Source organism: Nocardioides sp. Z24_21 (assembly GCF_058134345.1).
On the sequence record NZ_JBYTTH010000004.1, the window covers coordinates 370385 to 391264 of the forward strand.

Consider the following 20880-nt stretch of genomic DNA (forward strand, 5'->3'; position numbering starts at 1 on the left):
GTCCCGGGGCCGACGGCCGAGCGCCGCCGCCGGCCCCGGGGACACCCCTTCCCCAGCCGAGAGGAGATCGTGATGCAGCGCGTCTGCTTCACCCTGCAGGTCCGCAAGGACCGCATGGAGGAGTACGCCGAGCGCCACGCGGCCGTGTGGCCGGACATGCTCCGCGCCCTCCGCGACACCGGCTGGCACAACTACTCCCTCTTCCTGCGCGAGGACGGCCTGCTCGTCGGCTACCTCGAGACACCGGACCTCGCCGCCGCCCAGGAGGGCATGGCCCGCACCGAGGTCAACGCGCGGTGGCAGGCGGAGATGGCCGAGCTCTTCGAGGACCTCGACCTCCCGCCCGACCAGGGCTTCTGGCAGCTCGCCGAGGTCTTCCACCTCGAGGACCAGCTCGCCGAGCACGACCCCAAGCACGACCCCGAGCACGACTCGGACGACACCTCCGAGGACTCCACCCGAACGAGCTCGACCACGAGCTCCACCTCCAGCCAGGACCAGTGATGACTTCCTTCCCCCAGATCAGCGACCGGCTCGGCGACCTCGCCATCGAGGTCCCGTCCTGGGCCTACGGCAACTCCGGCACGCGCTTCAAGGTGTTCGGCTCGGCGGGCACCCCGCGCACCGTCGAGGAGAAGATCGCCGACGCCGCCACCGTGCACCGCTTCACCGGCCTGGCGCCGACGGTCGCGCTGCACATCCCGTGGGACGAGGTCGACGACTACGCCGCGCTCGCGACGTACGCCAAGGAGCACGGCGTCACCGTGGGCACGATCAACTCCAACACGTTCCAGGACGACGACTACAAGCTCGGCGCGCTCACGCACACCGACCCGCGGGTCCGCCAGAAGGCGGTCGACCACCACCTCGAGTGCATCGAGATCATGAACCAGACCGGGTCGCGCGACCTGAAGATCTGGCTCGCCGAGGGCACCAACTACCCCGGCCAGGGTGACATGCGCGCCCGGCAGGACCGGCTGGCCGAGGGGCTGCGCACGATCTACGACCAGCTCTCCGACGACCAGCGGCTGGTGCTGGAGTACAAGTTCTTCGAGCCGGCGTTCTACCACACCGACGTCCCCGACTGGGGCACGTCGTACGTCCACGTGGCCGCGCTCGGTGACCGCGCCAAGGTGTGCCTCGACACCGGCCACCACGCACCGGGCACCAACATCGAGTTCATCGTCGCCCAGCTCCTGCGCCTGGGGAAGCTCGGGTCCTTCGACTTCAACAGCCGCTTCTACGCCGACGACGACCTGATCGTCGGAGCGGCCGACCCGTTCCAGCTGTTCCGGATCATGGTCGAGGTCATCCGTGGTGGCGGCTTCGGACCTGGCAGCGACGTCGCGCTGATGCTCGACCAGTGCCACAACATCGAGGACAAGATCCCCGGGCAGATCCGCTCGGTGCTCAACGTCCAGGAGATGACCGCGCGTGCGCTGCTCCTCGACACCGAGGCGCTCGACGAGGCGAGGTCGGCCGGCGACGTGCTGCGGGCCAACGAGGTCTTCATGGACGCCTTCTACACCGACGTCCGCGCGGACCTCGCGACCTGGCGCGAGGAGCACGACCTGCCCGCCGACCCGATGCGCGCCTACCTCGCGTCCGGCTACCAGCAGCAGATCGAGGCCGACCGCGCCGGCGGCTCGCAGCTCGGCTGGAACTGATCCCGGTCAGGTGAGGGTCCCCAGCGACCCCCTCGACCAACGACCACAACGAAGGAACCGCACCGTGAGTGACCTCAACCCCACCGTCGCCGCGCTCGTCGAGCGCTCGAACCGGCTGGGCGCCGACCCCAAGAACACCAACTACGCCGGCGGCAACACCTCCGCCAAGGGCACCGAGACCGACCCCGTCACCGGCGAGGACGTCGAGCTGCTGTGGGTGAAGGGCTCGGGTGGCGACCTCGGCACGCTGACCCCCGCCGGCCTCGCCGTGCTGCGACTGGACCGGATGCGCGCGCTCGTCGACGTCTACCCCGGCGTCGAGCGCGAGGACGAGATGGTGGCGGCCTTCGACTACTGCCTGCACGGCAAGGGCGGCGCGGCTCCCTCGATCGACACCGCGATGCACGGCCTCGTCGACGCCGCACACGTCGACCACCTGCACCCCGACTCCGGCATCGCGATCGCGACCGCCGCCGACGGCGAGCAGCTGACCGCCACGATCTTCGGCGACCAGGTCGTCTGGGTGCCGTGGCGCCGACCCGGCTTCCAGCTCGGCCTCGACATCGCCGAGATCAAGGAGAGGAACCCGCAGGCCCGCGGCTGCATCCTCGGCGGCCACGGCATCACCGCCTGGGGCGACACCACCGAGGAGGCGGAGGCCAACTCGCTGTGGATCATCGACACCGCCGCCGCCTACATCGCCGAGCACTCCAAGGCCGAGCCGTTCGGTCCCGCGCTCGAGGGGTACGGCGCCCTGCCGGAGGCTGAGCGCCGCGCCAAGGCCGCCGCCCTCGCGCCGACCATCCGCGGCATCGCGTCGGCGGACCGCCCGCTGGTCGGCCACTTCACCGACGCCGACGTCGTGCTGGACTTCCTCGCGCACGCCGAGCACCCCCGCCTCGGCGAGCTCGGCACGTCGTGCCCCGACCACTTCCTCCGCACCAAGGTCAAGCCGCTGGTCCTCGACCTGCCGGCCTCCGCGTCGGTTGAGGAGAGCATCGACCGCCTGCAGGAGCTGGCCGTCGCCTACCGCGAGGACTACCAGGCCTACTACGACCGCAACGCCGAGGCGCTCGGTGGGGACTGGCCCGCGATCCGCGGCAAGGACCCGCTGATCGTGCTCGTGCCGGGCGTCGGCATGTTCAGCTTCGGCAAGGACAAGCAGACCGCTCGCGTTGCCGGTGAGTTCTACGTCAACGCGATCAACGTGATGCGCGGCGCCGAGGGCCTGTCGTCGTACGCCCCCATCGACGAGTCGGAGAAGTTCCGCATCGAGTACTGGGCGCTCGAGGAGGCCAAGCTCCAGCGGATGCCGAAGCCCAAGCCGCTCGCCACCCGTGTCGCGCTCGTCACGGGCGCGGCGTCCGGCATCGGCCTCGCGACGGCGAAGAAGCTCGCCGCCGAGGGTGCGTGCGTGGTGATCGCCGACCTGTCGCTGGAGAAGGCGCAGGCCGCGGCCGCCGAGATCGGCTCCACCGACGTCGCCGTCGGCGTCGAGGTGGACGTCTCCGACGAGGCCGCCGTCCAGGCCGCCGTGGAGGCGACCGTCCTGGCGTTCGGTGGCGTCGACCTGGTCGTCAACAACGCCGGGCTCTCGCTGTCGCGCTCCCTGCTGGAGACCACCGAGCGGGACTGGGACCTCCAGCACGACGTGATGGCCAAGGGCTCCTTCCTGGTGGCCAAGGCGACCGCGAAGGCCATGATCGAGCAGGCGATGGGCGGCGACATCGTCTACATCTCCTCGAAGAACTCGATCTTCGCCGGACCCAACAACGTCGCCTACGGCGCCGCGAAGGCCGACCAGGCCCACCAGGTGCGGCTGCTGGCCGCCGAGCTCGGCGAGCACGGCATCAAGGTCAACGGGGTCAACCCCGACGGCGTCGTCCAGGGCTCCGGCATCTTCGCCGGCGGCTGGGGCGCCTCGCGCGCCGCGGTCTACGGCGTGGAGGAGAAGGACCTCGGCAAGTTCTACGCCCAGCGCACCCTGCTCAAGCGCGAGGTGCTGCCGGACAACATCGCCAACGCGGTCTTCGTCCTCTGCTCCGACCAGCTCAGCCACACCACCGGCCTGCACGTCCCCGTCGACGCCGGCGTCGCAGCGGCGTTCCTCCGCTGACGGTGGCCGACGACCGAGCGGATCGAGCCCTCACGCCCATGACCGAGCCCATCCGCATCGCCGCGGTCGACCTCGGGGCGACCAGCGGTCGGGTCATGGCCTGCCGGGTCGGGGCGGGCACGCTGGACCTCGAGGAGGTGCACCGCTTCCCCAACGGCGCGGTGCCGGTGCGCGGTGCACTCCACTGGGACGTGCTGGGCATCCATCGGGAGGTGCTGACGGGGATCCGCGAGGTCGCCCGGACCGGGCCCCTGCACGGGATCGGGATCGACTCCTGGGCCGTGGACTACGGCCTGCTCGACGGGCGTGGGGAGCTGCTCGCCAACCCGCGCACCCACCGCGACCCGCGCACCGACGGTGTGGCGGCACGGGTGCGCGAGCTGGTCGACGACGCGGAGCTCTATGACGTCACGGGCCTGCAGCAGCTGCCGTTCAACACCATCTACCAGCTGGCCTCCGAGCTCGGCACACCAGCGCTGGAGGCGGCGTGGCGGCTGCTGCTGCTCCCCGACCTGCTGGGCTACTGGCTGACCGGCAGGGTCGGCGCCGAGCGCACCAACGCCTCGACGACCGGCCTCTACGACGTGCGGTCCCAGACCTGGTCGCGCGACCTCGCCGCGAGGGTCGGCATCCCGTGGTCGATCCTGCCCCCGCTGCACGACCCCGGCACCGTGGTCGGCCCCTTGGTGGACGAGGTGGCGGCGTACGTCGGCGCGGCCGGGGTGCCGGTCATCTCGGTCGGGTCGCACGACACCGCCTCGGCGGTCGTCGGCGTCCCGGCGGAGGGGGACGACGTCGCCTACATCTCCTCGGGCACGTGGTCTCTGGTCGGCCTCGAGCTGGACAGCCCCGTCCTGACCGAGCAGGCCCGCGCCGCCGACTTCACCAACGAGACCGGGGTCGACCAGACGATCCGCTTCCTCAAGAACGTCACCGGCCTGTGGGTGCTCTCGGAGTCGCTGCGCACCTGGGCGGACCGCGGACTGCCTGACGTCACGCTGCCGTCGCTGCTCGCCGGTGCCGCCGACGCGCCCGCCCTGCGGACCGTCGTCGACATCAACGACCCGCGCCTGCTGCCGCCCGGCGACATGCCCGCGCGGATCCAGCAGCTCGCCGCCGAGGCGGGCGAGCCCGTGCCGCGCACCCCGGTCGACGTCACGCGCACGATCCTCGACAGCCTGGCGCTCGCCTACCGCCGCAACGTGCGGCTCGCCGCGTCGCTCGCCGGACGCGACGTCGGTGTCGTCCACGTGGTCGGCGGCGGCTCGCACAACGAGCTGCTGTGCCAGCTCACGGCCGATGCGCTGGGCGTCCCGGTGCTCGCGGGACCCGCGGAGGCGGCAGCACTCGGCAACGCCCTGGTCCAGGCCCGCGCGCTGGGCGCCGACCTGCCCGACCTGGCCGCGATGCGGTCGTTGATCCGGCGCACCCACGACATCCGCCGCCACGAGCCGCGTACGAGTCTCGACTGGGACGCCGCGGCGGCGCGCGTGCTCACCGGCGACCCGCCCCTCGCGACGGGACGGTGACGACGTGGCCCCCTCGACGCCCGACCTCGACCCGATCGACGAGCAGCTCCTCCGATTGCTCTCGGAGGGGTCGACGCTCGAGGTCGCGGCCCGTCGGACCGGCCTGTCGGAGCGCACCGCGCGCCGTCGGCTGCGTGCGCTCGCCGACGAGCTGGGTGTCGACACGACCATGCAGCTCGTCGTCCACGTCGTGCGCGCCGGCCTGATCTGAGCAGATCTGCCAGGGGCCGGGGACGGCTCCCGGCCGTTAGTATGTGAAACGTTTCGCCGCGGAGCCGATGCTCCGCCGGCCGACCGAAGGAAGGGGATCGCGTGCGCGTCGCGCTGATGGTCACCTGTGTCAACGACGCGATGTTCCCCGACACCGGGAAGGCCGTGGTGCGCCTGCTGCGCCGGCTCGGCGTCGACGTGGAGTTCCCGCAGGCGCAGACGTGCTGCGGCCAGCCCATGGTCAACACCGGCTACCTCGACGAGGCCGTGCCGGTGGTGCGCACCTTCGTCGATGCCTTCGCCGGCTACGACGCGATCGTGACGCCGTCGGGCTCGTGCGCCGGGTCGGCCCGCCACCAGCACTCCGTCGTGGCCGACCGGTCGGGCGACCCGGCCCTCGCCGCCGCCGTGGCGCAGACCGGCCCGCGCACCTTCGAGCTCAGCGAGTTCCTCGTCGACGTGCTCGGCGTGACCGACGTCGGCGCCTACTTCCCGCACCGGGTGACCTACCACCCCACCTGCCACAGCCTGCGCATGCTCGGCTTGGGCGACCGCCCGCGGCAGCTGCTGGAGGCGGTGCGCGGGATCGACCTGGTCGACCTGCCCAACGCCACCGAGTGCTGCGGCTTCGGGGGCACCTTCGCGCTCAAGAACGCCGACACCTCGGTGGCGATGGGCGCCGACAAGGCCCGACACGTGCGCGACACCGGCGCCGAGGTGCTCGTCGCCGGCGACAACTCCTGCCTGATGCACATCGGCGGCGTCCTGTCGCGCCAGCGTGCGGGCGTCCGCGTCGTGCACCTGGCCGAGATCCTCGCCGCCACCGAGGAGACCGAGGCGCCCTCGAGCGGTCCTGCCGTCGGCCACCGCGCAGGAGGGCCCACGACATGAGCGGGACCTTCGTCGGCATGCCGGCCTTCCCGGCCGCGGCGCGCGAGGCGCTGGGCGACACCCAGCTGCGCCGCAACCTCGCCCACGCCACCCACACCATCCGCGACAAGCGCGCCCGCGTCGTCGCGGAGGTGGAGGAGTGGGAGGACCTCCGGCTCGCCGGCGCCGGGGTCAAGGAGGCCGCCCTGCGCGACCTCGCGACCCACCTCGAGACGCTCGAGGCCTCCCTCGTCCGTGCCGGCGCGACCGTCCACTGGGCCAACGACGCGGAGGAGGCGTGCGCGATCGTCGCCTCGATCGCCCGCGCCCACGAGGTCGACGAGGTCGTGAAGGTCAAGTCGATGGCCACGGCGGAGATCGGCCTCAACGAGGCGCTGGAGGCCGAGGGCATCGCGGCCTGGGAGACCGACCTGGCCGAGCTCATCGTCCAGCTCGGCGACGACCTGCCCTCCCACATCCTGGTGCCGGCGATCCACCGCAACCGCGCCGAGATCCGCGAGATCTTCCTGCGCCGGATGGGCGACGTCGGGCGCCCGGCACCTGCGGGCCTCACCGACGAGCCGGCCGTGCTGGCCGCGGCCGCGCGCGAGCACCTGCGCGAGAAGTTCCTGCGCGCGAAGGTCGCGGTCAGCGGGGCCAACTTCGCCGTCGCCGAGACCGGCACCCTCGTCGTGGTGGAGTCCGAGGGCAACGGCCGGATGTGCCTCACGCTGCCCGAGGTGCTGGTCAGCGTCGTGGGCATCGAGAAGGTCGTCGCCTCGTGGGCCGACCTCGACCCGATGCTGCGGCTGCTGCCGCGCTCGTCGACCGGCGAGCGGATGAACCCCTACACCTCCACCTGGTCCGGGGTCACCCCCGGCGACGGCCCGCAGGAGGTGCACGTCGTGCTCCTCGACAACGGCCGCACCCGCGCGCTCGCCGACGACGTGGGGCGCCAGGCCCTGCGCTGCATCCGCTGCTCGGCCTGCCTCAACGTGTGCCCGGTCTACGAGCGCGTCGGTGGCCACGCCTACGGCTCGGTCTACCCCGGCCCGATCGGGGCGATCCTCAACCCGCTGCTCAACGGCGTCTCCGACGAGCAGACCGCGTCCTTGCCCTACGCCTCGTCGTTGTGCGGCGCGTGCTTCGAGGTGTGCCCGGTGCGCATCGACATCCCGTCGGTGCTCGTCGACCAGCGCGCCGCGGTGGTCGACTCCCACCGCGGCGACCGGTTCCCCAAGGCCGAGGCCCTCGCGATGCGCGCCGCCGCCTGGGCCTTCTCCGACTCCCGTCGCCTGGCGTGGGGGGAGCGCGCGTCCGGCCTCGCCGGCCGGGTGCTCGCGCGGTTCTCCCGTACGACGCTGCCGGGCGGCCGTGCCGCCGCGGGCCGCCTGCCCGGACCCGCCGCGGGGTGGACCGGCGCCCGAGACCTCCCCGCACCGCCGCAGGAGTCCTTCCGCGACTGGTGGGACCGCACCGACGGTGGACGCGAAGGGGGCCGCCCGTGAGCGCCCGCGACGACATCCTCGGGCGCGTGCGCGCCGCCCTCGTCGACGTCTCACCGGCCGTGTCGGTCCCCCCGGCTCCGCGTGCCGGCGACCGCGGCGACCTCGTCGCGCTCTTCGAGGAGCGGGTCGCCGACTACCGCGCGGTGGTCACTCGATGCACCGCCGACGACCTCGCGGCGACGGTCGCCGGCGTGCTCGGCGGCGCACGCGCCGTCGTCCCTCCTTCGCTCGGCCTCGAGGTCGCCGGCTCCCTCGCCGACGACGGCCTGACCGCCGCGGAGCTCGACGCCACCGACGCCGTGGTCACCCGTGCCGCGGTCGGCATCGCGGAGACCGGCACGATCGTGCTCGACCACCGCCCCGACCAGGGACGTCGGGCGATCAGCCTCGTGCCCGACCTCCACGTGTGCATCGTCGACGCGACCCAGGTCGTGGCCGACGTGCCCGACGCGATCGCCCTGCTCGACCCGGCCCGACCGCAGACCTGGATCAGCGGTCCGTCGGCGACCAGCGACATCGAGCTCGACCGGGTCGAGGGCGTCCACGGTCCGCGCACGCTGCACGTGCTGCTGGTGGGCTGACGGCTCTCCCGGCGACGGGCGGCGCGAGCGCGGTCGACCGGATCCGGCCAACTGCTCGCCGACCCGTTGTGACGGCCGTCACGGGCACCTAGCATGACCGTTCTGGAACCTTTCAACGGCGTTCCGGTCGTGCCTTTGCTCTGGACCTGGAGACGCCGTGCCCTCGAACGACGACCGTCAGCCCGCCCGTTCCCGTCTCGGATCGGCGCTGACCGGCCGAGGCCTGGGCCGGGGCGAGGTAGCCACCGTCGTAGGAGTCGGCGCCGGTCCCGCCTGAGGCAGGCAGGCGCAGCAGGACCGCCCGGTCGGTGCCGGTGTCGAGCACGGGGGTGCACTCGCGCGGCGGCGCGGCGACGGCCGGCGCCGACAGGCCGACGGCGGCGAGGCCACTGGCCAGCAGTCCGATCAGCAGGAGCAGCGCCCCCGCTCGGTGGGGAGCAGGGGCGTACGACTGGGGCTGGCGCGGTGCGTCGCAAGGTGGGGCCACTCGGTCACGGGTACATGAAACGATCATGCGACTGTCGCAAGATATCGCCGTGTGACGACTGCCACAAGCGATTGGCCGATGAACGGCCACTGCGATGGTCCACGGTCCCTCATGGACGTCGCCGCAGCGGAATCTCGTGCGCCCGCCTTCAGCCGACGGCCAAGGTCGTCGCACCTGACCTGCGGCTGGACTAGGGACGAGCCGATGGGGCCCCGGGCGTGGAGCAGGAGCTGCGGGGATGACCAACGTCACGCCCGCCGATATTGGGCGCTCGTTCGGGGGCCGTCAGAATTTTCTCGTCGCGCGAGCGTCCACGACGGCCGTCGGGTCGCGGCTCCGCCGCCCCGGTCGTGCAGTGCCCGCCCCCGGTCATGCCCGGCGGGAGGACCGCCTGCGAACCCGAGCGGGCGGTCGACGGGTCATGCCCGGACGTCCGGGCGCGCGCCGACCGTCATCCGGCGAACGCCGAACCGAAGAAAGGAGCAGACATGACTACGACCGACGTCGTAGCCGTTGACCAGGACCGCGACAAGCGCCGCCGCCGCGGAGCGATCGTCCGCTTCGCGCTGGCCAGCGTCGCCGTGCTGGGCGTCGGAGCGGCCCTGACCAGTGCCACGTGGACCGACGACGCATGGTTCGACGGCGGCGCGAGCGCCGTCGAGAGCGTCGAGCTGCAGGCCAGCGTCGACGGTGGCACCACCTGGTACGACGCAGACACGGAGAACCAGGCCGTGTCGATCCCTGCCGACGCGTTCAAGGACCTCAACCAGGGCGCCGACAAGACCGTCAGCCTGCAGCTGAAGAACGCCGGCAGCGTTCCGCTGACCCTCGGCAAGGGCGTCCTGACCACGGAGGGTGCCCTGTTCGAGGGGACCGCGCCGGCGACGGCCACCATCCACGACCCGTCGTCGTCCCAGCTCGACGCCGGTGCCACGGACACGGTGATCCTGCAGGTCACCACCCCTGACGACTGGCCCGAGGACTACCAGGGCACCGAGGGGACGATGACCCTGCAGTTCACCGGAGAGTCCTGACGAGATGGCGGGCCGCGCGGTGGCCGTGCGCGTCCTGCGCACGGCCGCTGACGTCCTCGTCTGGGGCCTCGCCGTCATCGGGGTCCTCAGCCTGGGGCTGTGGTGCGCGACCACGCTGGGTGTGATCAAGCCGCTCATCGTCGTCTCCGGGTCCATGGAGCCGGAGATCATGACCGGCGACCTGGTGGTCGCCACCCCGGTGCCGATCGAGGACGTCGAGGTCGGGGACGTGCTGTCCCTGCACAACGACGTCTCGGACCGGCTCGTCACGCACCGCGTCATCGACGTGGCGCAGCACGACGACGGGTCATGGCACGTCCGCATGCAGGGCGACGCCAACGACAGCCCGGACGCCGGGGAGTACGTCGTCACCGACGACACGGTGCTGTCCCCGCGCTGGCAGTTCGCTGGCGTGGGTGATGCCTGGCTGCGGCTGACGCAGCCGAGCGTCGCCGTGCCGCTCGTGATCGCGGTCGCGGCGATCCTCGCGCTCAGCCTGATGCCCCGCCCCGGCCCCGCCCCGGCGGGGAGGCGGCAGGACGCGGCACGCGACCCGCACGACGACGAGGCGACACGCGACCTGGTCGCCGCCTCGTCGCACCAGGCCCGCTAGGGCCCTGCTGGGCGCGGCCGGCGCAGGCCCGACCGCGCCCAGTCCCACCCCTTGCCCTGCCGAGACCCTGCCGAGACCCTGCCGAGACCCTGCCGAGACCCTGCCGAGACCCCTGCCAACCTGATGAAAGAGAAGGAGCCACAGCATGACCTGGCCCGCCACGCGACGGCGTCTGCTCGCCGCGATGGGCACCCTCGTGGCGGTCGCCCTGATCGTCGCCACGACCGCGGACCGGACGGTCGCGGCGTGGAGTGACGGAGCGGTGTTCGCCACCCGGGCCACGTCCGGCACCTGGGCCACCGCCGGCGGCGACTCGTGCGAGGTGCTGGACAACTCCACCGGCGAGGTCGTCGGGACCTGCACCGTCGCCCAGGTGAGGTTCGACGCCGGGTGGGAGAACGGCACCAGGTTCTACGTGACCGTCGGTGGCTTCCAGCCGAGCAGCGACAGGGTGGCCCGGGTCAGCGTCGACCTGTCGAAGCACAGCTCCGACTGGGACTTCACCCGAGGATTCGCGCAGATGGACAGCGGCCAGGACGTCACCTGGTCGGCGCCCGTCATCACCTTCACGACCTACCCGTGGGGCGCCCCGCCCTTCAGCGGCACCTACAACCACCCCACCTGACACCCTGGCGCGCGGCCTGGGCACGCCGGCCGAGGCGCCGCTCACCCCCGACGAGGCGCTGGCCGTGCTCCGGCGGCTGTTCGGCGGCTACCTCGGCCTGGCTCCGGAGCCGCACCGCCCGTAGCCGGCGGCAGCGAGGTCGAGTCGGCGCATCCTGACCGCCCGAACCCGTCGAGTCGGCTCATCTTGGCGTCAGCCGTGTCAGGACGCGACGACTCGACAGACGATCCGCGTCCGTCCGGGGTGCGCCCCGAGGCGTCCGGCACGTCCGGGACGGCCGCCGGAGGCGCATGATGGACGGATGAGCCGAGTGGTGTCGTGATGCCGGAGCCGGTCGATCCGTCCCAGGTCGACGCCGAGGTGCTGCTCGGCCGGCTCGAGGTGGATCCGGCGACCGGGCTCTCGACCGAGGAGGCACAGCGCCGCCTGCGCCGCGACGGGCCCAACGAGCTGCGGGCCAAGAAGCCGGTGCCGACCTGGCGCAAGATCCTGGCGCAGTTCGAGGACCCGCTGGTCTACCTGCTGCTGGCCGCCATCGCGATCTCGACGATCTCGTGGTTCGTCGAGGGCGGCGAGGGGGTGCCGGTCGACGCCATCGTGATCGCCGCGATCGTGGTGATGAACGCGGTGCTCGGCTACACCCAGGAGGCCAGGGCCGAGGACGCCGTCGCGGCGTTGAGCACCATGACCGCGGCCTCCTCGACGGTGCTGCGCGACGGGCGGCTCCAGGTGGTGCCGTCGGCCGAGCTGGTGCGCGGCGACGTGCTCGTCCTCAACGAGGGCGACGCGGTCGGCGCCGACGGGCGACTGCTGAGCGCGACCGCGTTGCGCGTCCAGGAGGCGTCGCTGACCGGCGAGAGCGAGGCCGTCACGAAGTCCCCGGCCACGCTGGAGCGGCTCGTCCCCCTCGGTGACCGGGTGGACATGGTCTACAAGGGCACGGCGGTGGCGCAGGGCGTCGGTCGCGCCGTGGTCACCGGGGTGGGCATGTCGACCGAGGTCGGCGCGATCGCCGAGATGCTCGACGCGACCGTGGAGGAGCCCACCCCGCTGCAGACCGAGGTCGGCCGGATCGGCCGGATGCTCGGCATCATCGTGGTCGTCATCGCCGTCGTCGTGATGGCCGTGATCGTGGTGGTGCAGGGCGTCAGCACGGCGAGCGACTTCGTCGTCGTCCTGCTCCTCGGCGTGTCGCTCGCGGTCGCCGCGGTGCCCGAGGGCCTGCCCGCGATCCTGTCGGTCGTCCTGGCGATCGGCGTCCAGCGGATGGCGCGGCGCAACGCCGTGGTGAAGCGGCTCGACTCGGTCGAGGCCCTCGGCTCAGCGTCGGTGATCTGCACCGACAAGACCGGCACCCTGACCCGCAACGAGATGACGATCGAGCGCCTGGTCACGGCGTCGGGCCGCGCGGACGTCAGCGGCGTCGGCTATCGCCCCGACGGGGCGGTGACGGCCGGCGGTGGCGACCTGAGCGAGCAACAGCTGGCCGAGGCGCGGCTGCTGCTGGGCGCCGGCTCGCTCGCCAACAACGCCCAGCTGAGCGAGCGCGACGGCGAGTGGACCATCCAGGGCGACCCCACCGAGGCGGCGTTCCTGGTGGCCGCGCGCAAGCTCGAGGGCGTCACCGAGCGGTTGGAACGCTTCGAGCGCCGCACCGAGATCCCGTTCACCTCCGAGCGCAAGATGATGTCGACGCTGCACGAGGAGCGCCCCGACGGCACCCGCCTGCTGTTCAGCAAGGGGGCGCCTGACGTCCTGCTCGCCAACTGCACCCGCCAGCAGGTGGGTGCGACGACGGTCCCCCTCACCGACGCGGCCAGGGCCGAGCGCCTCGCCGAGGTCGAGGCCCTCTCGGGCGAGGCGTTCCGCACCCTCGGCGTCGCCTACCGCGTCGTCGACGACCCGGACGAGGCGCCGCCCGACGGATCGGCAGGCGCGGACGACCTCGACACGAGGCTGGAGCACGACCTCGTCTACGTCGGGGTGGTCGGCATCATCGACCCGCCGCGGGTCGAGGTGGCCGCGGCGATCGCCGAGGCGCACCGCGCCGGGATCAGGGTCATCATGATCACCGGCGACCACCCGACCACGGCTCGGCGCATCGCCACCGACCTCGGCATCGTCGGACCGGGCGCGCGGGCGGTGACCGGGGCCGAGCTCGACGGCCTCGAGGGCGACGCGCTGCGCGAGGTCATCCGGGAGGTGTCGGTCTACGCCCGGGTGGCGCCGCAGCACAAGCTCATGCTCGTCGACGCGCTGCAGGACGACGGGGAGATCGTGGCGATGACCGGCGACGGCGTCAACGACGCCCCGGCGCTGAAGTCGGCCGACATCGGGATCGCGATGGGCATCACCGGCACCGAGGTGACCAAGGAGGCGTCGCGGATGATCCTGGCCGACGACAACTTCGCCACGATCGTCGCGGCCGTGCGGCAGGGCCGCGTCATCTTCGACAACATCAAGAAGTTCCTGCGCTACCTGCTGTCGTCCAACATGGGCGAGGTGCTCACCGTGTTCCTCGGTGTGGTCTTCGCCGGGATGCTCGGCCTCAGCGCGGCGAGCGACGAGGCGATCGTGCTGCCGCTGCTCGCCACGCAGATCCTCTGGATCAACCTGGTCACCGACTCCACGCCGGCGCTCGCCATGGGCGTCGACCCCGAGATCGACGACGTGATGGCCCGCCGGCCGCGCCGGCTGACCGAGCGGGCGATCGACGGGCGCATGTGGGGGGGCATCGTGACGGTCGGCCTGGTGATGGCGCTGGTGGCCCTCTTCGCGATCGACCTGTTCCTGCCCGGCGGCCTGGTCGAGGGCAGCGACACGTTCGAGGTCGCCCGGACGGCCGGCTTCACCACCCTGGTGCTGGCCCAGCTCTTCAACGCGCTCAACGCCCGCTCGGAGACCACCAGCGCGTTCCACGGCCTGTTCGCCAACCCGTGGCTGTGGGCGTCGATCGCGCTGGGCGCGGTCCTCCAGCTCGCCGTGGTGGAGGTGCCCTTCCTCCAGGTCGCCTTCGGCACCCACTCCCTCGACCTCGCCCACTGGGGCGCGTGCGTGGCCCTGGCGTCGGTGGTGCTCTGGTACGACGAGGTCCGCAAGGCGATCATCCGGGCACGGTCCGCCTCGTCGCCCGCGGTCGAGGACGCACCGGCGGACCGGATGGCGGGGGCGGCGTCGGGTCAGCGCAGGTAGCGGCGCACCACCAGCCGCTGCTGGTCGACCGGGGCAGACTGGCCACGTGGCCGAGCCGACCGACTCCCCGACCGATGCGGAGAAGTGGCTGGTCGTCGACGGCCGGCGGTGGCGGCGCACGGATCCCGCGATCCCGGCGGCCGAGCGCGAACGCCTGACCTCCCACCTCGGCAGGGGACGCGCGGGCGTCCGCTCGGCCCGCGGGGACGACGAGCTCGCGGCGACGCGACGGCGTACCCGGCTGGCCAAGGTCGGCCTCGGCGAGCGCGGCACCCCGTGGTGGGAGCAGACCGACGCCGAGCGCCGTGAGCGGTGGGAGTCGGCGCTGGTGGAGCTCGACGCCCTCGACACCTGAGGGGAGCGGTCGTGCCGGCACCGCTGGCACACTCGGGCCATGACCACTCTCTCCGACTTCTCGGCCACCGCCATCGACGGCACCGACACCGATCTCGGCCAGTACGACGGCAAGGTGGTGCTGGTCGTCAACACCGCCTCCCAGTGCGGGCTGACCGGGCAGTACCAGGGCCTGCAGGAGCTGCAGGGCACCTACGCCGACCAGGGCCTGGTCGTGCTGGGCTTCCCCTGCGACCAGTTCGGCCACCAGGAGCCCGGCGACGAGGCGGAGATCTCCGACTTCTGCGAGCGCAACTACGGCGTCACGTTCCCCATGTTCGCCAAGGTCGACGTCAACGGCGACGACGCGCACCCGCTCTTCGACTGGCTCAAGGCCTCCAAGGGCGGCCTGCTCGGCAGCAAGATCAAGTGGAACTTCACCAAGTTCCTCGTCGGCCGCGACGGCCACGTGATCGACCGCTTCGCCCCGCAGACCGAGCCCGAGAAGCTCGCCGGCGACATCGAGAAGGCCCTGCAGGACGCGCCCGGGCAGGCGTCGTGAGGCGCGCCGGCGTCGCCGCGGCGGTGCTCGCCGCAGTGGTGGTGCCGGCACCCCCGGCCACGGCGGACGCCCCCACGACGCGGGCCGCGGCGCGCGCCGACGTGGTCGTCGGCACGGGCACGCCGGCGTCGTGCACCTCGCGCGCCGTGGTCCGCGCGGTCGCGAAGGGCGGCGTGATCACGTTCGACTGCGGTCCGGCGCCGGTGACGATCGAGATGACTCGCACGGCCAAGGTGGTCAACACCTCGGCCCGCGTCGTCCTCGACGGCGGCGGCCTGGTCACCCTGAGCGGTGCGGGCCAGCGGCGGATCCTCTATATGAACACCTGCGACCGGGCGCAGGTCTGGACGACCTCGCACTGCAACGACCAGGCCGAGCCTCGGCTGGTGGTGAAGCGAATGAGCCTGGTCCGCGGCAGCAGCGTCGGGGAGTCGACCGACGGCGGGGGCGGCGGCGCGATCTTCGTGCGCGGCGGCCGGCTGCGGATCGTCGACTCGACCTTCGCCGACAACCGCTGCGACCGCACCGGTCCCGACGTCGGCGGCGCCGCGGTGCGCGTGCTCGACCAGCACCGCGACCGCCCGGTCGTCGTACGCCGCTCCACCTTCACCGGCGGACGCTGCAGCAACGGCTCGGCGCTGAGCAGCATCGGCGTCTCGTGGCGGATCAGCGGCTCGACGTTCACCGGCAACCGGGCGGTCGGCCGGGGCGCCAACCCGGCGCGGCCGGGCACGCCCGGCGGCGGGTCGGGCGGGGCGGTCTACCTCGACGGCAACGACATCCACCTCACGGTGGACGACTCGACGATCAGCGGCAACCGGGCCCGCGAGGGAGGCGGGGCGATCTTCTTCGTCTCCAACGACCGCACCGGCACGTTGACCGTTCGCGGCTCGCGGCTCACCGACAACCCCAGCGACGGCTTCGAGACCCTGCCGGGCATCTTCTTCCTCGGCGCGAGCCGCACGATCACCGACTCGGTCGTGCGCTGACCCGGCGGCTCAGGCCGGCGTCGGCGCGTCCGGCCCGACGCGCTCGGCCAGCCACTGCGCCACCTGCTCCTCCGACGGCGCGAGGCCGTCGCTGATCACGTGGGGCGCCACGCGGGAGTAGTAGTCGGTGACCAGGTCGTCCGACTCCCGCACGAGCATCCCCGCGGCCTCGCCGTCGACGATCCACGACCCGAGCACCACGCGGTTGCCCTCGAAGCTCGGCAGCTCGGTGTAGGCCTGGTAGACCCAGCCCTCGGCGCCGTAGCCGCCGGGCATCACGACGTCCTCCAGCATGTCGTCGAGGTGGACGCGGATGTTGTCGCCCTCGCGCCCGTGCAGCGGCTTGGCGACCCAACGCTGGAGGTCGCGCGGCTCGTCGAAGTAGGCCGGCAGCAGCAGCCGGTGGCGGGGGAACAGCTCCCAGAGCACCGGCAGCAGCGCCTTGGTGCTGAGCAGCACCTTCCAGGCCGGCTCGATCCATCGCGTGGGCCGCGCCTCGGCCTGCTCGACGACGTGGCGGCCGAACGGCTCGGCCAGCATCTCCTCCCAGGCGTAGAGCTTGAAGGCGTTGCGCAGCGGCTCGTCGTGCACGTCGCGGTAGTCGCGGGTCTCGGGGTTCCAGCCGACCTCGGCCATCGGGTGCGCCATCGTCATCCAGCCGGCCTGGACGGCGGTGTCCATCAGGTAGTGGACCGTCATCTCCATCTCGCCGCCGTCGTAGGAGTCCTCCTCGCCGAGGTCGTAGAGGAAGTGCATCCGGTCGCCGTCGAAGTGTCCCGAGCGCCGCAGGGTGCGCCAGCCGGCGACGAGGCGGTCGTGGACGGAGTTCCACTGGTCCATCTCCGGCATCACGTCCTCCATCCAGTTCCACTGGATGATCCCGGTCTCGACGAGGCCGGTCGGGGTGTCGCCGTTGATCTCGAGCATCTTGATCGAGCCGTCCGCGCCGTAGGCCAGGTCGAAGCGGGCGTAGAGGGCGGGGTCGCCGGCCTCGATCGAGCGGCGTACGACGCCCAGCGAGCCGGGCGGCAGGCCGAGCCGCTCGTCGGTCATCGTCGTGGCCATGTGGGTGACGGCCTGCAGGCACATCGCCCACAGCTCCTCGGTGGCCGCCTCGAGGGCCTCCACCTCCTCCATCGTCACCTCGTACCAGGCGTCCTCGTTCCAGTAGGGCAGCTCGGAGCCGTCGGGCATCTTCGTGGTCGGGAAGACCAGGCCCTGCTCCACGACGGTGTCGCGCCAGCCCTCACGCGCCCGCGACCGGTGTCGCCACATCGGTGCGTGCCCCGCCGCTCAGGCGATGCTGGCGCACACGATGGCGCCGACGGAGAGGGCGACGGCGGCGGCGACGTGGGCCAGCGGGCGGACCGGCCCCGGGGCGGTGACGATGGAGCGCAGGTCGCCCGGCGTGATCGCCTCGACGGCGAAGAACATCAGCGTGTTGAGGGCGATGCCGACCACCCCGAAGCACACGGTCCAGGCCAGCGCCCAACCGAGCGAGGTCTCCCCGTTGGTCCAGATCGCGGTGAACAGCACCGCCGCGTTGGACACCAGCCACGCGGAGGTGACCAGGCCGGCGCCCTTGGAGTGGGCGTGCACCGACTCGTTGCCGTTCTCGTCGACCCCGCGCAGGTGGGTCCCGAGGTGGCCCGGGGTCGCCAGGTCGAGGACGTAGTAGGCCGCGACGAGCATCGCGCCGCCCACGAGGGCGTACGCGACGGCGTGGAGCAGGGCGTCGATCAGGTCGGTCACGGGTGTCTCCTGGGAGCGGGGCTGTCGGGCTGTCGGGGCGGTGGATGGTGGGTGGGTGGTGGGGGCACGGCTCAGCCGAAGCCGCGGGAGCTGCCGCCGAAGCCGCCCTTGGTGGTGGCGGACTTGACGCTGGAGCCGCCGGTGGTCGGCAGGCCGCCGCGCTGCACCGTGCCGTTGAGCGAGCTGCCGCTGAAGGTGCCGCCCGTCGTCGTCTGGCCGACCGCCGGGATCCGCGAGCTGGCGCCGAGGTAGTACCAGAAGAAGCCGGAGCCGCCGCCGTTGTAGTCGGAGTCGTCGTCGCACTGGTCGTCGGCGACGCGCTCCTTGGTGTCGGGGTCGACGCACACCGCGGCGTAGTCGGCGCTCGAGGAGCACCCGGTCAGCGTGCTCGCCATCAGCGCGGTGATGCCGAGCGAGATGCTGGTCGAGCGCATGCGGCGCGCGGGCGTGGTCATCGGAGGCCTCCGGGCGGGTCCTGGACGTCGTTCTTGTCGGTGAACATCGCAAGCATCTGCTCGGCGACGTCGGTGGTGGCCGCGTCGGCGGCCTCGTGCTCGGCGAGCCGCTGCTCGAGCCACTCGCGGCCGTGCTGCGCCTCGAGCGAGGCGAGGGTGAGGTGCTCGAGCCGGTCGATCCGCTCGTGGACGTCCTCGAGCACCGTCGCCACGGCGAGCGACTCCTTGTCGAAGACGAGGTTGGCGATCACGTGGCCGATGGCGATGGGCACCAGGACGAGCATCGAGACGATGAGGACCGCCCCGACGGCACGCCCGGCGGTGGACGCGGGATAGAAGTCGCCGTAGCCGACGGTCGAGCCGGTCACGATGCCCCACCAGAGACCCTCGATCGGCCCCTTGCCCTCGAGCAGGGCGTAGACCAGCGAGCAGGCCACCCAGATCCCGAGGACGACCAGGACCAGCAGGTGCGGCGCGTTGACCAGCCCGCGGACGGGTCGCGACACGAACCCGAGCCGGCTCGCGATGGCCCGGTCGGCACCATCGACACCCGTGGCCCCCTCGGCCATGCGCACCCCCCGGTCTCCCGCGCCGTCGCGGCGACTATAGGGCCTCCCCGGCGCCGGAGCGGCCAAACCCCCCGGGACCGCGCGGGTGTCCACGTGGCGAGCCCAGGACGCCGCCGACTTGCCGGTAACCCCGCCGGGGCGGGAGGGTCTGGGCATGGCAGCAACCGCGTCGTCGTACTCGATCACCATGCGGTTGTACACCGCAGCCGACCACAGTGTCGTCGGCTCCGTCGCCACCACGATCGCCCGCAACGGCGGGGTGGTCACCGCGATCGACGTCGCGGAGTCGCGCCACGACCGCCTCACCGTCGACGTGACCTGCTCGGCCTCCGACGCGACGCACTCCCAGGAGGTCGTCGCCGCGGTGGCCGAGGTGGAGGGCGTGCGGGTCCACAAGGTCAGCGACCGCACCTTCCTGCTGCACCTCGGCGGCAAGATCTCCGTCGAGTCCAAGGTGCCGCTGCGCACCCGCGACGACCTCTCGATGGCCTACACGCCCGGAGTGGGGCGGGTGTCGATGGCGATCCACGACAACCCCGAGGACGTCCGCAAGCTGACCATCAAGGGCAACTCGGTCGCGGTGGTCACCGACGGCTCCGCCGTCCTCGGCCTCGGCAACATCGGCCCCGGTGCGGCGATGCCGGTGATGGAGGGCAAGGCCGCGCTGTTCAAGCGCTTCGCCGACATCGACGCCTGGCCGATCTGCCTGGCCAGCCAGGACACCGACGAGATCGTGCGGGCCGTCGAGATGATCGCCCCCGGCTTCGGCGGCATCAACCTCGAGGACATCGCGGCGCCGCGCTGCTTCGAGATCGAGGCCCGGCTGCGGGAGTCGCTCGACATCCCGGTGTTCCACGACGACCAGCACGGCACCGCGATCGTCGTCCTCGCCGCGCTGACCAACGCGCTGCGCTGCGTGGACAAGGAGCTCGCCGACGTGCGGATCGTGGTGTCCGGCGGCGGGGCCGCGGGCACCGCCATCGTGACCCTGCTGCTCGCCGCCGGCGCGCGCGACGTGGTCGTGGTCGACCGCGCGGGTGCGCTCGCCGCCGGCGACGAGTCGCTGTCCGCGTCCCACGCCGAGCTGGCCGCGGCGACCAACCCCCGTCGCGCCCGCGGGTCGCTGCGCGAGGTCCTCGTCGACGCCGACGTCTTCATCGGCGTCTCCGCCCCGGGCATCCTCGACCCGGAGTGGATCCCGACGATGGCGCCCAAGCCGGTGGTCTTCGCGCTGGCCAACCCCGACCCGGAGGTCGACCCGGCCGAGGCCGACCGCTACGCCGCCGTCGTGGCGTCCGGCCGCTCCGACTACCCCAACCAGATCAACAACGTGCTGGCCTTCCCCGGCGTCTTCCGCGGCCTCCTCGACGCCGGCGCCGACGAGGTCACCACCGACATGCTGCTCCGCGCGGCCCAGGCCATCGCCGACACCGTCAGCGCCGAGGAGCTGCACGCGGCGTTCATCATCCCGAGCGTCTTCCACCCCGACGTCACCAAGCGCGTCGCCTCGGCGATCAGCGGCCGCGAGGCCTGAGCCCGGGCGGCGTACGCTGCGGCGTCGTACGCGCCGGGCGCGGGGCCGGGCGCGGGGCCGGGGGGCCGGGAGCGGGCGCGTGGTGGCGGCGCGTGACATAACCGCCCTGTTGGTGGGGGAGTCCGACACTTCGTGGGGGTTGCAACGGCCTCCAGGTGTCGGAGTCCCCCCCCCCCCCGGGGCTCCCCCCCCCCCCTCCCCCACGGAACCCCCCCCCCAACCCACCCCAAAAAATCCCCCCCCCCCCCTCCCCC

21 protein-coding genes are annotated in these 20880 nt (G+C 72.6%); 16 read left to right on the forward strand and 5 right to left on the reverse strand.

The window, feature by feature from the left end; all coding sequences use genetic code 11:
- The first annotated feature begins 72 nt into the window (after positions 1 to 72).
- The 8 genes from AC3X7Z_RS15265 (at position 73) to AC3X7Z_RS15300 (ending at position 8481) form a co-directional block, all read left to right on the forward strand.
- Positions 73 to 504 (forward strand): L-rhamnose mutarotase, encoded by a 432-nt coding sequence (locus tag AC3X7Z_RS15265; protein ID WP_489976459.1) that lies wholly within the window; start codon positions 73 to 75, stop codon positions 502 to 504.
- Complete coding sequence (rhaI, locus tag AC3X7Z_RS15270) at positions 504 to 1667, forward strand: L-rhamnose isomerase (RefSeq protein WP_489976460.1); 1164 nt, start codon at positions 504 to 506, stop codon at positions 1665 to 1667. Before AC3X7Z_RS15265 ends, rhaI begins: the two co-directional genes overlap by 1 nt.
- A gap of 64 nt (positions 1668 to 1731) precedes the next feature.
- Positions 1732 to 3783, forward strand: coding sequence for a bifunctional aldolase/short-chain dehydrogenase (locus AC3X7Z_RS15275; protein ID WP_489976461.1), 2052 nt, complete (start codon positions 1732 to 1734; stop codon positions 3781 to 3783).
- A gap of 38 nt (positions 3784 to 3821) precedes the next feature.
- Positions 3822 to 5312: a rhamnulokinase gene (locus tag AC3X7Z_RS15280; RefSeq protein ID WP_489976462.1), complete on the forward strand. Its 1491-nt coding sequence runs from the start codon at positions 3822 to 3824 to the stop codon at positions 5310 to 5312.
- Between the two features lie 4 nt (positions 5313 to 5316).
- A complete protein-coding gene (locus AC3X7Z_RS15285; protein ID WP_489976463.1) occupies positions 5317 to 5523 on the forward strand; it encodes a hypothetical protein in 207 nt (68 codons plus the stop codon).
- 101 nt (positions 5524 to 5624) lie between these two features.
- Positions 5625 to 6413 carry a (Fe-S)-binding protein gene (locus tag AC3X7Z_RS15290; RefSeq protein ID WP_489976464.1) on the forward strand — a complete coding sequence of 263 codons (789 nt, stop codon included), beginning with the start codon at positions 5625 to 5627 and terminating at the stop codon, positions 6411 to 6413.
- Positions 6410 to 7900: a lactate utilization protein B gene (locus tag AC3X7Z_RS15295; RefSeq protein WP_489976465.1), complete on the forward strand. Its 1491-nt coding sequence runs from the start codon at positions 6410 to 6412 to the stop codon at positions 7898 to 7900. The genes AC3X7Z_RS15290 and AC3X7Z_RS15295 overlap by 4 nt, the downstream gene beginning before the upstream one ends.
- Positions 7897 to 8481 carry a LutC/YkgG family protein gene (locus AC3X7Z_RS15300; protein WP_489976466.1) on the forward strand — a complete coding sequence of 195 codons (585 nt, stop codon included), beginning with the start codon at positions 7897 to 7899 and terminating at the stop codon, positions 8479 to 8481. Before AC3X7Z_RS15295 ends, AC3X7Z_RS15300 begins: the two co-directional genes overlap by 4 nt.
- Before the next feature lie 112 nt (positions 8482 to 8593).
- On the opposite strand, the gene AC3X7Z_RS15305 is transcribed toward AC3X7Z_RS15300, so the two are convergent.
- Positions 8594 to 8968 carry a hypothetical protein gene (locus AC3X7Z_RS15305; protein WP_489976467.1) on the reverse strand — a complete coding sequence of 125 codons (375 nt, stop codon included), beginning with the start codon at positions 8966 to 8968 and terminating at the stop codon, positions 8594 to 8596.
- 488 nt (positions 8969 to 9456) lie between these two features.
- Between AC3X7Z_RS15305 and AC3X7Z_RS15310 the strand changes: the two genes are divergently transcribed.
- The 7 genes from AC3X7Z_RS15310 (at position 9457) to AC3X7Z_RS15340 (ending at position 16316) form a co-directional block, all read left to right on the forward strand.
- Positions 9457 to 10002, forward strand: a complete 546-nt coding sequence (locus tag AC3X7Z_RS15310; protein WP_489976468.1) for a hypothetical protein — start codon at positions 9457 to 9459, stop codon at positions 10000 to 10002.
- A 4-nt stretch (positions 10003 to 10006) separates the two neighbouring features.
- Positions 10007 to 10615 (forward strand): signal peptidase I, encoded by a 609-nt coding sequence (locus AC3X7Z_RS15315; RefSeq protein ID WP_489976469.1) that lies wholly within the window; start codon positions 10007 to 10009, stop codon positions 10613 to 10615.
- A 145-nt stretch (positions 10616 to 10760) separates the two neighbouring features.
- Entirely contained in the window at positions 10761 to 11240 is a 480-nt protein-coding gene (locus AC3X7Z_RS15320) for a hypothetical protein (RefSeq protein WP_489976470.1), read from the forward strand.
- Positions 11241 to 11561: 321 nt separating this feature from the next.
- The gene (locus AC3X7Z_RS15325; RefSeq protein WP_489976471.1) at positions 11562 to 14432 is read left to right on the forward strand and encodes a cation-translocating P-type ATPase; all 2871 of its coding nucleotides are present in this window, start codon (positions 11562 to 11564) and stop codon (positions 14430 to 14432) included.
- A gap of 46 nt (positions 14433 to 14478) precedes the next feature.
- Complete coding sequence (locus AC3X7Z_RS15330) at positions 14479 to 14787, forward strand: biopolymer transporter Tol (protein ID WP_186339723.1); 309 nt, start codon at positions 14479 to 14481, stop codon at positions 14785 to 14787.
- Positions 14788 to 14826: 39 nt separating this feature from the next.
- A complete protein-coding gene (locus AC3X7Z_RS15335; protein WP_489976472.1) occupies positions 14827 to 15327 on the forward strand; it encodes a glutathione peroxidase in 501 nt (166 codons plus the stop codon).
- Positions 15324 to 16316: a right-handed parallel beta-helix repeat-containing protein gene (locus AC3X7Z_RS15340; RefSeq protein ID WP_489976473.1), complete on the forward strand. Its 993-nt coding sequence runs from the start codon at positions 15324 to 15326 to the stop codon at positions 16314 to 16316. The genes AC3X7Z_RS15335 and AC3X7Z_RS15340 overlap by 4 nt, the downstream gene beginning before the upstream one ends.
- A gap of 9 nt (positions 16317 to 16325) precedes the next feature.
- Here AC3X7Z_RS15340 and AC3X7Z_RS15345 read toward each other — a convergent pair whose 3' ends face one another.
- The 4 genes from AC3X7Z_RS15345 to AC3X7Z_RS15360 form a co-directional block, all read right to left on the reverse strand.
- Positions 16326 to 17591: a glutathionylspermidine synthase family protein gene (locus AC3X7Z_RS15345; protein WP_186339726.1), complete on the reverse strand. Its 1266-nt coding sequence runs from the start codon at positions 17589 to 17591 to the stop codon at positions 16326 to 16328.
- A gap of 18 nt (positions 17592 to 17609) precedes the next feature.
- Complete coding sequence (locus AC3X7Z_RS15350) at positions 17610 to 18068, reverse strand: DUF350 domain-containing protein (RefSeq protein WP_186339727.1); 459 nt, start codon at positions 18066 to 18068, stop codon at positions 17610 to 17612.
- Positions 18069 to 18139: 71 nt separating this feature from the next.
- A complete protein-coding gene (locus tag AC3X7Z_RS15355) occupies positions 18140 to 18523 on the reverse strand; it encodes a hypothetical protein (RefSeq protein ID WP_186339728.1) in 384 nt (127 codons plus the stop codon).
- Positions 18520 to 19092, reverse strand: a complete 573-nt coding sequence (locus tag AC3X7Z_RS15360) for a potassium channel family protein (protein WP_206054464.1) — start codon at positions 19090 to 19092, stop codon at positions 18520 to 18522. Before AC3X7Z_RS15360 ends, AC3X7Z_RS15355 begins: the two co-directional genes overlap by 4 nt.
- A 154-nt stretch (positions 19093 to 19246) precedes the next feature.
- Between AC3X7Z_RS15360 and AC3X7Z_RS15365 the strand changes: the two genes are divergently transcribed.
- Entirely contained in the window at positions 19247 to 20626 is a 1380-nt protein-coding gene (locus tag AC3X7Z_RS15365; RefSeq protein WP_186339729.1) for an NAD-dependent malic enzyme, read from the forward strand.
- Positions 20627 to 20880 lie beyond the last annotated feature (254 nt).

Coding starts and splice junctions, on each gene's coding strand:
- AC3X7Z_RS15265 (WP_489976459.1), top strand. CDS start 73: ATGCAGCGCGTCTGCTTCACCCTGCAGGTCCGCAAGGACCGCATGGAG.
- rhaI (WP_489976460.1), top strand. CDS start 504: ATGACTTCCTTCCCCCAGATCAGCGACCGGCTCGGCGACCTCGCCATC.
- AC3X7Z_RS15280 (WP_489976462.1), top strand. CDS start 3,822: ATGACCGAGCCCATCCGCATCGCCGCGGTCGACCTCGGGGCGACCAGC.
- AC3X7Z_RS15295 (WP_489976465.1), top strand. CDS start 6,410: ATGAGCGGGACCTTCGTCGGCATGCCGGCCTTCCCGGCCGCGGCGCGC.
- AC3X7Z_RS15310 (WP_489976468.1), top strand. CDS start 9,457: ATGACTACGACCGACGTCGTAGCCGTTGACCAGGACCGCGACAAGCGC.
- AC3X7Z_RS15315 (WP_489976469.1), top strand. CDS start 10,007: ATGGCGGGCCGCGCGGTGGCCGTGCGCGTCCTGCGCACGGCCGCTGAC.
- AC3X7Z_RS15320 (WP_489976470.1), top strand. CDS start 10,761: ATGACCTGGCCCGCCACGCGACGGCGTCTGCTCGCCGCGATGGGCACC.
- AC3X7Z_RS15325 (WP_489976471.1), top strand. CDS start 11,562: ATGCCGGAGCCGGTCGATCCGTCCCAGGTCGACGCCGAGGTGCTGCTC.
- AC3X7Z_RS15335 (WP_489976472.1), top strand. CDS start 14,827: ATGACCACTCTCTCCGACTTCTCGGCCACCGCCATCGACGGCACCGAC.
- AC3X7Z_RS15345 (WP_186339726.1), bottom strand. CDS start 17,591: ATGTGGCGACACCGGTCGCGGGCGCGTGAGGGCTGGCGCGACACCGTC.
- AC3X7Z_RS15355 (WP_186339728.1), bottom strand. CDS start 18,523: ATGACCACGCCCGCGCGCCGCATGCGCTCGACCAGCATCTCGCTCGGC.
- AC3X7Z_RS15360 (WP_206054464.1), bottom strand. CDS start 19,092: ATGGCCGAGGGGGCCACGGGTGTCGATGGTGCCGACCGGGCCATCGCG.
- AC3X7Z_RS15365 (WP_186339729.1), top strand. CDS start 19,247: ATGGCAGCAACCGCGTCGTCGTACTCGATCACCATGCGGTTGTACACC.